This is a genomic window from Alteromonas sp. MmMcT2-5 (genome assembly GCF_022348315.1).
Classification (GTDB): Bacteria; Pseudomonadota; Gammaproteobacteria; order Enterobacterales; family Alteromonadaceae; genus Alteromonas; species Alteromonas macleodii.
Window position 1 is genome coordinate 39,854 of record NZ_JAKRFB010000028.1, and the last position, 13,801, is coordinate 53,654.

Annotated in this window: 11 protein-coding genes; 6 read left to right on the forward strand and 5 right to left on the reverse strand. The window is 45.7% G+C overall.

All coding sequences use genetic code 11. The features are described 5' to 3' along the window. Positions 1-55: 55 nt before the first annotated feature. Complete coding sequence (gene lldD / locus MHN09_RS12880) at positions 56-1,189, reverse strand: FMN-dependent L-lactate dehydrogenase LldD (RefSeq protein ID WP_168463010.1); 1,134 nt, start codon at positions 1,187-1,189, stop codon at positions 56-58. 103 nt (positions 1,190-1,292) lie between these two features. Here lldD and MHN09_RS12885 point away from each other — a divergent pair, with 103 nt between their 5' ends. Together MHN09_RS12885 and MHN09_RS12890 are read left to right on the forward strand one after the other, a co-directional pair. Further along, entirely contained in the window at positions 1,293-2,192 is a 900-nt protein-coding gene (locus MHN09_RS12885) for a LysR family transcriptional regulator (RefSeq protein ID WP_014950694.1), read from the forward strand. Between the two features lie 215 nt (positions 2,193-2,407). Continuing rightward, positions 2,408-4,438: a BCCT family transporter gene (locus MHN09_RS12890; protein ID WP_168463009.1), complete on the forward strand. Its 2,031-nt coding sequence runs from the start codon at positions 2,408-2,410 to the stop codon at positions 4,436-4,438. A gap of 74 nt (positions 4,439-4,512) precedes the next feature. On the opposite strand, the gene MHN09_RS12895 is transcribed toward MHN09_RS12890, so the two are convergent. From MHN09_RS12895 to MHN09_RS12910, 4 genes are all read right to left on the reverse strand, one after another. Next, positions 4,513-5,277 carry a zinc-dependent metalloprotease family protein gene (locus MHN09_RS12895; RefSeq protein ID WP_110288103.1) on the reverse strand — a complete coding sequence of 255 codons (765 nt, stop codon included), beginning with the start codon at positions 5,275-5,277 and terminating at the stop codon, positions 4,513-4,515. A gap of 70 nt (positions 5,278-5,347) precedes the next feature. After that, the gene (locus MHN09_RS12900; RefSeq protein ID WP_168463008.1) at positions 5,348-6,070 is read right to left on the reverse strand and encodes a hypothetical protein; all 723 of its coding nucleotides are present in this window, start codon (positions 6,068-6,070) and stop codon (positions 5,348-5,350) included. Between the two features lie 531 nt (positions 6,071-6,601). Beyond that, entirely contained in the window at positions 6,602-7,477 is an 876-nt protein-coding gene (gene mmsB, locus MHN09_RS12905) for a 3-hydroxyisobutyrate dehydrogenase (RefSeq protein ID WP_014950690.1), read from the reverse strand. A gap of 14 nt (positions 7,478-7,491) precedes the next feature. Beyond that, on the reverse strand, positions 7,492-8,991 hold the full coding sequence (locus MHN09_RS12910; RefSeq protein ID WP_020744244.1) for a CoA-acylating methylmalonate-semialdehyde dehydrogenase: 1,500 nt from the start codon (positions 8,989-8,991) through the stop codon (positions 7,492-7,494). A gap of 98 nt (positions 8,992-9,089) precedes the next feature. On the opposite strand from MHN09_RS12910, the gene MHN09_RS12915 reads away from it, so the two are divergent. The 4 genes from MHN09_RS12915 (at position 9,090) to MHN09_RS12930 (ending at position 13,663) form a co-directional block, all read left to right on the forward strand. After that, positions 9,090-9,974 (forward strand): LysR family transcriptional regulator, encoded by an 885-nt coding sequence (locus tag MHN09_RS12915; protein WP_239241021.1) that lies wholly within the window; start codon positions 9,090-9,092, stop codon positions 9,972-9,974. Between the two features lie 258 nt (positions 9,975-10,232). Continuing rightward, complete coding sequence (locus tag MHN09_RS12920; protein ID WP_168463007.1) at positions 10,233-11,549, forward strand: PAS domain-containing methyl-accepting chemotaxis protein; 1,317 nt, start codon at positions 10,233-10,235, stop codon at positions 11,547-11,549. A gap of 180 nt (positions 11,550-11,729) precedes the next feature. Beyond that, on the forward strand, positions 11,730-12,989 hold the full coding sequence (locus MHN09_RS12925) for a histidine kinase (RefSeq protein ID WP_061486528.1): 1,260 nt from the start codon (positions 11,730-11,732) through the stop codon (positions 12,987-12,989). Continuing rightward, the gene (locus MHN09_RS12930) at positions 12,986-13,663 is read left to right on the forward strand and encodes a response regulator transcription factor (RefSeq protein WP_049588819.1); all 678 of its coding nucleotides are present in this window, start codon (positions 12,986-12,988) and stop codon (positions 13,661-13,663) included. The genes MHN09_RS12925 and MHN09_RS12930 overlap by 4 nt, the downstream gene beginning before the upstream one ends. Positions 13,664-13,801: the final 138 nt, after the last annotated feature.

The following is a 13,801-nucleotide window of genomic DNA, read 5'->3' on the forward strand; positions in this document are numbered from 1 at the left end:
TAGTTGGACTATCCAATTACTGGGGGTCTTTTTAGTGGCCTTGGTGCCAGCGATACTAAGAAGCGAGAGAGTCGAGGTTAAGTTCACTGACTGATTTTGCACCGCATAGTGTCATCGCGACATGCATTTCCTGTTTGTACAGATCGAGTAAGTTCTCAACCCCTTTTTGGCCTTCAGCAGCAAGTGCATAAATAAAAGAGCGCCCTAGTAAAGTACAATCGGCACCTAATGCCAGCATTCTCACCACGTCCAAGCCGTTACGAATACCTGAGTCTACGAAAATACTTAGATCGCCTTTCACCGCGCTAGCAATCGCTGGAAGAGCCTTAGCGGTAGAAAGCACGCCATCTAGCTGACGACCGCCGTGATTGGATACTACAATGCCTTCTGCGCCAAAACTCAGCGCATCTTTGGCATCTTGTTCAGTTAAAATGCCTTTGATAATCATTGGGCCGTCCCAAAACTCTCTGATCCATTCTAAGTCTTTCCAACTGATAGACGGATCGAAATTGGCGCCCAACCAGCCAATATAGTCTTCCAACTGGGTCGGTTCGCCACGATAAGTAGAAATATTGCCAAGATCATGAGGCTTACCGAATACGCCTACATCAAATGCCCAACGAGGATGAGTCATCGCTTGTAGTACGCGACGGCTTGCAGCAAATGGCCCACTCATACCGGAGTGTTTATCGCGATAGCGAGCCCCTGGTACAGGCATATCTACGGTAAAAACCAACGTTGTTACACCCGCTGCTTTGGCGCGCTCCAGAACATTCTTCATAAAGCCGCGATCGCGAAGCACATAGAGCTGAAACCACATTGGACGTTCAATGGCTGGTGCGACTTCTTCAATAGGACATACTGACACCGTCGACATGGTAAACGGTATGCCTTTGTTTGCTGCCGCTTTAGCGGCTTGCACTTCACCACGTCGCGCATACATTCCGGTTAATCCCACGGGAGCAAGGGCAATAGGTAAAGCCAATTCTTCACCAAAGACCGTTGTGGAAAGGTCAAGCGACGACATATTTCTCAGCACTTGCTGCTTTAATGCTATGTCAGCCAAGTCAGCTTCATTGCGTTTAAGTGTATGCTCTCGATAGGCACCACCATCAATGTAGTGAAATAGGAACGGCGGTAATATTTTTTGCGCAGCGCGTCGATAATCAGTCGGCGATGAAATAATCATGTCTTTAATCGATTGTAATTAACTTGATAAAAATATAACGTTTCTCGCCTTAGGGATATACGGCAACAATGAAATTTATCTTTTCCAAAAGTGAAGTAATAACGTGAGAGCAGACGATTTAATTCTCTTTGCACAAATTGCGGAGATGGGCAGTTTTAGCAAAGTAGCAGAGGCGAACAACATTACCAACTCGGTAGTCAGTAAGCGAATAGCAAAGCTTGAAAAAGAGCTGGGAACGCAGCTTTTGTATCGCACTACTCGCAAACTCACGCTTACCGAAGCGGGTCAAGCTTTGAAGCAAGGCGCCATGAATGTAAAGGCGTCCACGCAAGAAGCTATCGACACAATTTCTGGATACAGTGAACAAATATCCGGACACATTAAAATGTCGGTTCCAACGATTTCGGGCGATTTACTGTTAGCCGATGCGGTAGCTGAGTTTTGTACACTTCATCCAGGGCTAAGCGTTGATATGTCTCTAGATAATCGATTTGTAAATCTAGTCGAGGAAGGGTTTGATCTTGTTATTCGAACGGGATATTTGGAAGACTCAAGTCTGATTGCGCGGCACTTTTTAGATTCCCATTGGGTGGTTTGCACATCGCCGGATTACATTAGACGAAAAGGCAGGCCCAAAGCACCAGAGGATTTGAGCTTTCACAACTGTTTGTTGTATTCCTACCACACATCCGGCGCAAGGGAGTGGGAGTTTACGTCGTCTCAAGGCAGTTACACCATCACCGTAGATGGCGCATTTTCAAGTGACAACGCAGGGGCGCTTCGCAAAGCAGCTCTTGCTGGTAGAGGTATTGCCTACGTACCTAAATGTTTGGTATTCGAAGATTTATGTAATGGAACACTGGTCGATTTGTTTCCAGAGCGGGTAGGTAAGGTGTTAGGCGTTTATGCCGTTTATCCTTACAGCCGCCAGCCATCTCGAAAAATTAAGCTGTTAATTGAACATATCAGGCAGCGCTATTTATCTATGTCTGATTATTTTTGATACGCTAGCGGCAATCAAGCCATTTAATCTCTTGTTCCAAAGCAGGTCGTTGCCGCTTGGAGCGTCTTATTTACTTGAAATCACGGTCTGTAGCGCCAAGAAAAGAATATATCTGGGTAATTATCTGAACCAAAGCAAATCCTCACTAGTAGAAAAAAACAGCTTTTAAGTTTTCGCAGGGTTTCAACTTTCCTGTCAGTGAAAAGGGATTTGCTATGAAAGGCCAAGTAAACAACTCCACCATTCTTCTTCCTGTATTTCTCCCCGCCGTCGTCATTATTTTGCTTCTGGTGATCGGAACCATCAGCGACCCCGAACTTGCCGGTGAGGCCTTCGACAGTACATTGGCATGGATTACAGAAACCTTTGGTTGGTTTTACATGTTGTCGGTCGCTATTTTTTTGGTATTCATTGTATCGGTAGCATCATCTAGCTGGGGAAACATAAAGTTGGGGCCCGATCATGCAGAGCCTCAATATAGCTTTCCCGAATGGTTTTCTATGTTGTTCTCAGCAGGCTACGGCGTAGCGCTGCTCTACTTTGGCGTAGCAGAGCCTGTTCTACACTATTCTTCACCGCCTGCAGGAGCAGCTGAAACTGTTGATGCGGCGAAACAAGCCATGCAAATCGCATTTTTTCATTGGGGTTTTCACATCTGGGCGATCTACGGGCTAGTCGGTTTGGTTCTTGCCTATTTTGCTTTTCGACATGGCTTGCCCTTGTCTATACGTTCAGCTTTGTATCCACTGATAGGGGATAAAATTTATGGCCCTATAGGTCACGCGGTAGATGTATTTGCCATTCTCGGTACACTATTTGGTATCGCCACTACGCTCGGGCTATCCGTTACACAGATTAATGCAGGGCTTAACTATCTTTCCGGCGATATCCCCATTGATATCATGGTGCAGGTAGGCACCATTGCGATCGTAACCATTGCCGCAACAATATCGGTTGTCGCGGGCATGGATAAGGGCATTAAAAGGCTATCAATTCTTAATATGGTTCTGGCTGTATCGCTTATGAGTATCGTTTTTATCTTCGGAGAAACGGTACATATTTTAGAAACCTTTTTACAGAACACGGGAAGTTATATCAACGGCATCATTGAGCGCACCTTTAATCTTCAGGCCTATAGTCGTAGCGATTGGATTGGGAACTGGACGCTGTTTATTTTTGGCTGGACCATCGCTTGGGCGCCGTTTGTAGGCATGTTTATCGCCAAAATAAGTCGAGGTAGAACCATTAGGCAGTTTGTTTTTGGTGTAATGCTTGTACCTACCATGTTCACCTTCCTTTGGTTTTCCGTGTTTGGCGACACCGCGCTAAATGCCATTATGAACCAAGGTGTTACTACACTCATTAGCGATGTGCAGGAAAACGAAGCTGTTGCCTTATTTAAGCTCTATGACTTGCTACCTGGCGCGTCAATCATGTCAGGCTTGACCGTGTTATTGATCATCACGTTCTTCGTGACGTCATCAGATTCTGGGTCGCTGGTTATCGATTCTCTTGCTTCTGGTGGTAAAGAAGAAAGCCCGGTTTGGCAGCGTATCTTCTGGGCGTGTCTGGAAGGAACCGTTGCTGCAGTGTTGCTGTTGGCTGGCGGGCTGAATGCCCTGCAAACGATGACCATTGCGAGCGCCTTACCATTCGCCTTCATTATGCTAGCGTCTGCAGCAGGTCTATGGCGTGCGCTAGTCATTGAAGGCTACCGAAACAACAGTTTGAAGGCGAATACGCTTAATAGAAACCACGGTCGCTCGACTAGCCTAAAAGGCCGACTGGCAGCAATGGTAGATTACCCAAGCCGAAATGAGGTGCATGAGTTTATTGATAAAACTGTGATTGCAGCGATGAAAGACGTACAGGCTGCTTTGAAAGCGCGAGAGTGGGAGGCGTTTGTTAAGCTTGATGAGGAAACGGGAAGGGCCACCTTCACTGTTGAGCGTCACGATCACATGGACTTTATCTACGATATTCGTATGACTGAATATTTAGTGCCAGGGTTTAGCTACGCAGAGCTGCGTTCAGAAGAAGACGAGTCGGAAAAATATTTTCGCGCTGAAGTGTTCCTTCGCCGCGGAGGGCAAGCTTACGATATTTACGGATATGACAAAGAGAGTATTACTAAGGACATCTTAGATCAGTTCGAAAGTTATCTGCACTTCCTCGATACCAGCCCAGGCGAACTGCCTTGGGAAATGGATGCGTATGATGACATGTTGACGCAGCCTAAAGAGTAAACAATCCGCAGGGGGTTAGGTAGAAGGGAAAGCAAGGCTGCTTTCCCTTATTTATCCCCTAATTAATTACTTACTTAGAAGTAGTTAGCAATTTGGTTAATAACCGCATTTACTGCGCGGTAAGCATTAGATTCGTTTTCAACGCCACAGGCTTGGCCATTACAGCCTGACCAGTAAGGGTCAGAGAAATAGTCTAGCTGGGTGGCACTACCGAACGCCTGAGGATAGGCCATGATAGTTGAGAAGTTATTATCAACGCCGTGACCGATACCATCATCATATACACCGCCTACTGAACCTTGGCGAACAGAGTGGCCTAAGCCCATGTTGTGACCGAGTTCATGAACAAATGTGGACAGACCGCAATCAACGGCGCTGATGCTGTACATGCGGCTTTGCGAGCTAGAGTACAGTGTACCGTTGTTGCCTTGACCTACCCAGCCAATGCCGCACACGTAACCCACTAGCTGACCGCCTTCATAAATGTTTTCACGATTACCTAAAAGCACAACCATGTCTGCGCCGTTTGAAGATCGTGCGTTTTGCACACCACTGCTATCAGTTAACAAGTCTAGCGCACTTTCGGTAGGTTGAAGGTCGCTAGATGTAGCAGCAGAAGACTGAGCGCCTACTAAACGCAACTGTAGATCTACCGCATTATTTTGATAAACACGGTTGGCGTGTGAGATGTATTGGTTGATTTTAGTGTCGATATTAGACACATTATTTGCAGCAGGTTGGGTGTAAAGCACCATTACATCGATGGTGGCTGCTGTTACTGATGTTGCACAAAGCAGTGAAACTGCCATTGCCGTTAAACACTTAAATGTGTGTTTCATTTTTATTTCCTTCTTGTTGTTTTATTTGAGCTTGTTGAATTTCCTGTGAAGCTCAACAGGCACTAGGGGATTAGTTTTGGCCGAGATCGAAGACTTCTTCAGCGTTGTCGTCGCTAAGCGGGCGTTCGCTGTCGGGTTCACGTTCGATGTGGTTTTGCATCATTGAAGACTTTGGTGCGATCCACGCGTATTTATCATTGCCTTCAAGCACAAACACGTCGCGAGGCGTGGCTAAGTTTCCGTAGGTGGCGTTTTCGCCAAGCGTTATAACGGCGGCGTAGAGAGAGCCTGCACCTGGGATGTGGGCCTCTACGGTACGATCGCCGTTTGGGTGAGTGATAACGTGGTCAACTTCACCGGTGTAACTGCCACCAAACTGTGGGATGTATAAATCGAGATACTCGCCAACTTCTACCGTCATTAATTCTTCACGATCAAGCTCAATGTAAGCTTCATCGGTTACGTCAGCGGGAATATAGCCTTCTGCTTCAAGTACCTTTTTGCCATCTTCTGATGTTGTCCAGACGATGGTGTCTTTCTCTGATTTACCGTTAGTAGTAGTTGTAGCCTGAGCTTTTAGCTCGGCTTCATTTTTGGGTTTGAAGTTATCGACACCGGTCGATAACACTTTGCCGTTTCGTTGCCTTTCAATAGCGCTTTCTTTACCAGCAGGTTTTGTCTCAGCATTCGCCGCTGCTACCTCTTTTTTGCCCGAGGGGGCTGTATCGATAAAGGCGAAAATACAACCAATAGCTACAATTGCCGTCGAAGCGGCAACAATACGCTTTTTCATAGTGTGTTCCTTTTATTTTTACTTACTGAATTTAGGAAATTGAACGTTAGAAATTAGCGACACTCTGTTTCTCAAAGCGCGCTCTAAGTGAGCGATAAAGAGAACCAATGTGTTTAGTGAAATTGCTTAGTGAATTAAGTAAGTCATTAAAACGTATAATATTTTCACGGTTATAAAAGTATCGCTTTGCATAAGGGTGTATAAAATTTAGCCCTTTAATGCAGTGTAAATTTCTTAGGCTAAATACGGGATTGCAAGATGTAGACCGAACGCCGAATTGGCTCGTTTTGACCATGTGAGTGAGAACGAATAAGCCACCTAAAAATGGCTTCTGGATGATGAAAAGGGAACACCAAATAACAAAGGAACAATTCCACTTAATAAGAGAGCTTGCGAGGTAACAACAGCGCAAAAACAAGCGAGATAGGTAGGGAAATGATAAAAAAAGAGCGAGTAAAATTCTTTACTCGCTCAGTAAGAAGGCCACCTCTTCTGAGGGAAAGTAGCCGTCGGAGAACTGTTGGTTTTCTCTTACGCTAATCGGTTGATTATTGAAGAGAAATCCATCCCTGCATTGCCTTCTTCGCAATGCATTTCAAACCACTTTGCAGCAAGCTCACCCATAGGTACTTGCGCGTTGACGCCCTTCGCGCCCTGCATGGCCAGCCCCAAGTCTTTGAGCATAAGCGCAGAAGCGAAACCGCCAGCAAAATCGTTATCAGCAGGGCTTTGTGGCCCCACACCTTTTACAGGGCAGTAGGTGGTCATTGACCATGTCTGTCCCGAGGCATTTGACGCGATATCGAAGAACACTTGCGCATCTAAGCCTAGTTTTTGTGCCAGCTGGAAGCTTTCACACGTCGCAATCATGGTCGCGCCAAGTAACATGTTGTTACAAATCTTTGCTGCTTGTCCCGCACCATGGCCGCCCGCATGAACGATTTTTTTGCCCATTGCGCTAAGTACACCATGGGCTTTGTCAAAGGCATCAGCGTCGCCACCCACCATAAACGTAAGTGTGCCGCCGGCAGCTGCTGCAACACCACCAGAAACTGGCGCATCCAGCATTTTAAGGCCTTTTTTCTCAGCTAATTCTGACACACTCTTCGCCGTTTCTACGTCGATGGTGGAGCAATCAATAAGCAAGGTGCCTTCGCGGACAGAAGCCAAGATCTGATTTGAATAGATATCTTTTACGTGCTTGCCTGCTGGTAACATAGTAATAACGATGTCGGCCTCAGCAGCAGCTTGCTCGGTACTTTGCGCAATAGTGCAGCCTGCTTCTTTGGCTTTGGCCAGTGCCGCTTCGCTTAAGTCAAAAGCCAATACGTTGTAATCGTTCTTAACCAGGTTATCTGCCATCCCTGAGCCCATATTACCTAGGCCAATAAATGCAACTGTGGTCATAATAGTCTCCTCACTTAGCCCATGGTTGGAATAACAAAGGCGTTGTCGTTCGTATCTGAGCCATCAGGCCAGCGCTGCGTAATGGTCTTAACCTTGGTCCAGAATTTCACCCCTTCCATACCGTGCTGGTTGGTATCACCAAATGCAGAGCGCTTCCAGCCCCCAAAAGTGTGGTAAGCAACTGGCACTGGAATAGGTACATTAATCCCTACCATGCCCACGTTTACACGTTGCGCAAATTCGCGCGCCGCATGGCCGTTACGGGTGTACATAGCAACACCGTTACCGTATTGATGATCACTTGCTAAGTTAACCGCTTCGTTGAAATCTTTCGCGCGCACCATTTGCAGCACTGGACCAAAAATCTCCTCTTGGTATGAGCGCATGTCTTTGGTCACGTGGTCGAAGAACGTTGGGCCGATGAAGTAGCCTTGACTGTCGTCTGGGATCTGACTGGTTCTGCCGTCGTAAACAAGCTCTGCACCTTCTTCTATGCAAAGGTCGATATAGCCTTCAACGCGCTCTTTGTGAGCAGCAGTAACCACAGGGCCATAATGAGCGTTAGGATCTTCACTATGACTTACCATAATGTCTTTAATAGCCGGAATAAGCTTGGCTTTCAGTTTCTCTGCGGTTTCATCGCCCACTGGAACGACAACCGGTAGCGCCATACAGCGTTCACCGGCACTGCCGTATGCAGCACCAACTAAGTCGGTTACCACCTGATCTAGATCTGCATCAGGCATTACAATGCCGTGGTTTTTCGCGCCGCCCATAGCTTGAACGCGCTTACCTGCACGAGCGCCACGCTCGTACACGTAATTAGCGATATCAGAAGAGCCTACAAAGCTCACCGCCTTAATAGTTTGATGATCTAAAATACCATCAACCACTTCTTTGTTACCGTGTACAACGTTAAGTACACCTGCAGGAAGGCCTGCTTCAATCATAAGCTTTGCCAGTTCAACAGGTACTGACGGATCGCGCTCTGATGGCTTTAAAATGAACGCGTTACCGCAGGCAATTGCCACACCGAACATCCACATTGGGATCATGGCCGGGAAGTTAAATGGCGTAATACCTGCCACTACACCAAGTGCTTGGCGCATGGAGTACACATCGATTCCTGGGCCTGCGCCTTCGGTATATTCACCTTTTTGTGCATGAGGGATTCCACAGGCAAACTCGATAACTTCAAGGCCACGCTGAATATCACCTTGCGCATCAACCAACACTTTACCGTGCTCGCTTGATAATAGTGCTGCTAAGCGATCGCGGTTTGCTTCAACCAACTCTTTAAACTTGAACATAACACGAGCGCGTCGTTGAGGATTTGTTGCTGCCCACTCAACCTGTGCAGCTTGGGCTGTTTCAATTGCATAGGCCAAAGTTGAAGTGTTAGCCAAGCTTACTTCAGCCTGAACTTCACCTGTGTTGGGCGCAAATACCGACGCGGTATTTTCGCTGCTATCCTCAAAATCTTTACCTGCAATAAAGTGAACAATCTTTCTCATGACATAGCTCCTGTGATTTTTAACAATATTGAAACCTTGTGTTTGCAAAGACAATACATATACTTGCAGTATGGTGCTGTAAAAATGCAGGTGTTTAAGTGAATTGGGACGACATGCGTTTGTTTCTTGGTTTGGCAAGAAATGGTCGTGTATCTATTGCAGCTAAAGGCTTGAAGGTAGACCCTACGACATTAATTCGTCGTGTAAAAAAACTGGAGGACTCATTAAATTGCAAGTTGTTCGAGCTAACTAAAAAGGGGTATGTGCTTACCACCCATGGCAGTGAGTTAGTTACGTATATTGAAAAAGCAGAGCATTACTTTCTAGAGGCACAAAATGAATTAGGTGATGAACGCTCGCATTTGGCAGGTACGATCAGAGTGAGTGTTTCTGAAGGTTTCGGTAGCTGGTTTTTAGCGCCTTTACTACCCGATTTTAAAAAGCAGTATCCGGGGATCAGTATTGAGCTTGTGGCAACCAGCGGCTTTTTAAACCTGAACAAACGAGAAGCCGATATGGCTATCTTGTTAGAAAAGCCCAGTAAAGGCTTGCTGGTTACACAAAAATTAACTGACTATAACCTCTATCTTTATACCCACCAGTCCCTTATCAGCGACAACGAACCACGAACATTACAAGAGCTCACCGCCTTCAATTTAGTGAGTTACGTGCCCGATTTGGTTTACGCTCCTCAATTAAAGTTCATTGAAGAGACTGCTTTGTCACAGTTAAGTGCGCTTCGCAGCACCAGTATTAATGCGCAATATCAAATGCTTGTAAATGGCGCAGGGGTAGGCATTTTACCTAAATTTATGGCTGAAACTCAGCCAGGCTTAGTTCGACTCATTGAAAACGAGATTCACATTAAGCGTACATTCTGGCTGGCCACACACAAAGAAACTCATTCTCAAGCACGCTTTCAGGTATTTACAAAATGGCTTACAGATAAAGTTACGCAATACCATTCAAAATTTCTCGACTAAAAAATTAGACGTTTATCTGCTGTCTTTTGCAGGGTAAATATGTAAAAAATAGCGTAGCAGCGTCGAAAAACTCGCCACGCATTAATACAAGTGGCTGAATGTGGTCTAGGCTTTAATAAATTAGGCCCTAGTTAAAAAGACATTGTCTAGCGAACCGTTTGCTAAACCTTGTGTAGATTAATCAAATTATCGTTAAGGCAAGGTTAGTTACTGCCGATAAACGGCATAGTACTGTAATTCTCTGTCAGGGCAGGCCCTATGTTCAATAAAAACTTAGTGAAAGAAAACGAAGCGCTTCGCGAGGAGCTACATATACTCAAGCAAGTGCGAGATGGCTTGCGCGAAGAAATGATCTTTCTCAATCTTAATGAGCGTGGTGAAATTGAAGCCGTCAACGAGGTGTTCGAGAAAGAGCTGGGTTACTCACTCTCTCAAGTGAAAGGGCATCGCTTCTTTGAATTTGTTCCCGAGATTGCCAGAAGCACGCCTCATTTTAAAAAGCTAAAAGATTCTATCGAGCAGCGTGTTCATTACTGGGGGGCGATTGAGTTTCTTCGTGAAAATGGTGAAGAAGCGTGGTTAAGGGGCGTAGTTGAACCTATTTTTGACGGAAAAGGGAATATTCACAAATTCTCAGTCAACCTCAACGACCTCACGCGCACTATAGCCAACTCGAAAGAGCACGAAGATTTGGTGGCCGCATTACACAAGTCAAATGCGGTGATTGAATTCGATTTAAACGGAAATATTCAGGACGCAAACGAAGCTTTCCTGAAAGCCGTTAAGTACCGCCTTAATGACATTAAAGGTCAGCATCATAGAATCTTCTGTGATACGGAGTATGCGAATTCCCGCGAATATAAAACGTTTTGGGAACGACTTACTCAGGGGGAATTCGTCGCAGGAAGATTCGAACGTTTCGATGCTCACGGCAACACTATTTGGCTGGAAGCCACCTATAACCCGATTTGTGATTCTCACGGTCGTATGTATAAAGTGGTTAAGCTGGCTACTGATATTACTGAGCAGGTGGCACGAGAAAATGCCGTGTCCAGTGCCGCTGATATCGCCTACCGTTCTTCAAACACAACGGATCAAATCGCCACGCGAGGAAAGGAAGTCATTAGCGAACTGCTTTCTGAAATGTCTTCGCTGTCGCAACAAATGGATAGGGCAAAAGAAGGAATTAACGCGTTGGACGCTCAATCTCAACAAATTGCCACGATTATCGGAAGTATCAGTGCGATTGCCGAACAAACCAACTTGCTTGCTCTAAATGCTGCGATTGAGGCGGCACGTGCTGGCGATCAGGGGCGAGGTTTCGCTGTGGTTGCTGACGAGGTGCGTCAATTAGCATCGCGTACAACCGAAGCCACAGAAGAAATCATCAATGTGGTTAAACACAACCAGACATTGGCCACCGACGCAGTGAACTTGGTTAATGAAGGCGATGAAAAGGCGCAATCAGGGCTCAATTACGCCAGAGAGGCGGGTGAAGTTATCGAACAAATTCAATACGGTGCAAAAGAAGTCGTTGATGCAGTAGGCCAATTCAGCAGTCGACTGGGAAGTTAGTAGCACCGAGAAACAGGCTTACCGATAAGTGTAAACTGTCTAAGTTCTTACCAAATAAAACATCGCTCAAAACAGAATTCATCCTACCTTGGTAGGATGAATTCGCCCCTATTGCAGGATGTGCTTTTTAACGTAGCCTGTATAGCATAACCCTGTAATAAAAGGCTTGCGGGGGCGGTTATGTCAGGTTTTACGAAAATATCTACAGCTATAGTGGCCGTATTCATTGGCTGCTTTTTGGTTTTTACCTGTCTGGTCTACTTCCACATACAAGATAACATTGAGGAAGAGATGACGGGCGCGCTTAATCAAGTGCGAGAAATGGTCAACCTCAATATCCCTGTTGCTGATATCGAAGCGATTGTTGAGCCTAGCCCTCACTTATCCGCCCATTATTTCACGGGTCGCCTTCAGGCAGAACAGACTTCAGTAATGTCGACAACTGAACGCACTGCACTCACACCTGTTATCATTCCAATTCAGGAAAATCAGTATCTTATCGTTACGCCTTTTGATGCTACTGAACTCACCCAGAATCTCACTTTTTTTGCCTTGGTGGCGGGACTGTTTTTCGCAACCTTTGTGCTGTTGCTGTTTACGTTAAAAGTGGCGGTTAAGCAAAGGTTAGTGCCGCTAAATCAGCTCGCTGACGCATTATCTGAGCTACGAGAAGGCAAGGAATCACAGCCCCTGCCACATTCAGATATCACCGAAATGAACAGGGTATTAGACCAGTTTAAGCACCTACAAAATGCACTTAAATCAAAAGAAAAGCAGCTCATCAAAATAGATAAGCAATTAGCGCTTCTTCAAGAGCAAGAGCGAAATTACCTTGCCAGAGAGCTTCACGATAATGTGGGGCAGTTGCTGACCACGATAAAAGCCCACGCTTATATTTTGGTTAACGCAAAAGAGCGATCTGTTGTTGAACTGTCGGCGCAGAAGGTTCAAGTGATGTCACATCAAATAAGCGATGCAATTAGAAAGCTCACTGCTCACCTTCATCCGCTTGTTTTAGATAGAGTCTCTCTTCAGTCGTCGCTTGAGCGACTGGTGTACGAACAAGAAGTAGCGCAGCCCGATACGCAGTGGGACGTGTCAATTAATCTAAAGCGCTATCAAGAAGATAATGAGCGAGATATTCATCTTTACCGATTTGCTCAAGAAGCCATTAACAACGTGATTAAGCATGCGAAGGCCACCAAGGTTAGCATTCAAATTTATGGCGATACTCACCGGGTCTCTGTGATGGTTAAAGACAACGGCAGGGGGCTGGGAAATCACATCGTGGAAAACATTGGCATGTCATCAATGCGCAGCCGAGCGCGTTGTATAGGAGCAAATTGCAGTGTGACGTCACCCGATGATGGCGGCGTTGCTGTATCGCTGTCCCTTACCCTTAAAAAAATGCCTCCTCTTATGGGCGCTAACGTCGCATGAATATTCTTATCGTCGACGACCACGCTGTGGTGCGTGAAGGTTACAAAGCTTTACTTAATGCGATGATGCCCGACTGCCGTATTTTTGATGCTGAAAACGGTGCACAAACCCATCGTTTATTAGCCAGTAGTGACATTGAGATCTTAATCCTCGACATAAACCTTTCAAATGAAAGTGGCCTTGTTTTAGCCAAGATTTTTTTGAAGCGACATCCAGATTTAAAAATTATCTTTTTCAGTATGTTCGAAGACAGCGTCATATTGCACCGCGCCATGCAGACCGGTGCTATGGGGTACATCAGTAAAAGTAGTTCGCCTGAAATATTGATCTCGGCAATTAAGGTCGTCGCAAAAGGGCAAAAGTATATTGAGAGAGGCCTGGCGGTAAATTTAGCCAATCAACTTCTCGATACTAATGTGGACATTGCTGCCAAATTAACCAAACGTGAATTCGAGATATTTATTGCGATAGCGATGAATAAATCCCGCTTTGATGTTGCTGACGAGTTGGGCCTATCGGCTAAGACTGTCTCTAACGCACTTACCGTCATTAAGCGAAAGCTTGACGCGGTGCCCTCGCAGTTTTCAGCCATTGCGGCTAAACACGGTTATATCGGTGATGCAGAGCTTTCAGCGTCTCAATCGGTATCGTTTGTCGAGAAGAGTGAGAAGTAGCCATAGGTTTCCCCTCCTAAAGTAGGAGTCAAATCGGTCTATCGCATCATGGTAGGTACAACGTAAAAGTACCATTATCAAACTACACAACAAACCAAGTTAGTGCGCGTGGTACGCGCAAAGTTATCAAAAGGTACT

Excerpts from the sequence above, each read along its gene's own strand:
- mmsB (WP_014950690.1), bottom strand. The coding sequence starts at position 7,477 with ATGACCACAGTTGCATTTATTGGCCTAGGTAATATGGGCTCAGGGATG.
- MHN09_RS12890 (WP_168463009.1), top strand. The coding sequence starts at position 2,408 with ATGAAAGGCCAAGTAAACAACTCCACCATTCTTCTTCCTGTATTTCTC.
- MHN09_RS12895 (WP_110288103.1), bottom strand. The coding sequence starts at position 5,277 with ATGAAACACACATTTAAGTGTTTAACGGCAATGGCAGTTTCACTGCTT.
- MHN09_RS12925 (WP_061486528.1), top strand. The coding sequence starts at position 11,730 with ATGTCAGGTTTTACGAAAATATCTACAGCTATAGTGGCCGTATTCATT.
- lldD (WP_168463010.1), bottom strand. The coding sequence starts at position 1,189 with ATGATTATTTCATCGCCGACTGATTATCGACGCGCTGCGCAAAAAATA.
- MHN09_RS12910 (WP_020744244.1), bottom strand. The coding sequence starts at position 8,991 with ATGAGAAAGATTGTTCACTTTATTGCAGGTAAAGATTTTGAGGATAGC.
- MHN09_RS12920 (WP_168463007.1), top strand. The coding sequence starts at position 10,233 with ATGTTCAATAAAAACTTAGTGAAAGAAAACGAAGCGCTTCGCGAGGAG.
- MHN09_RS12930 (WP_049588819.1), top strand. The coding sequence starts at position 12,986 with ATGAATATTCTTATCGTCGACGACCACGCTGTGGTGCGTGAAGGTTAC.
- MHN09_RS12900 (WP_168463008.1), bottom strand. The coding sequence starts at position 6,070 with ATGAAAAAGCGTATTGTTGCCGCTTCGACGGCAATTGTAGCTATTGGT.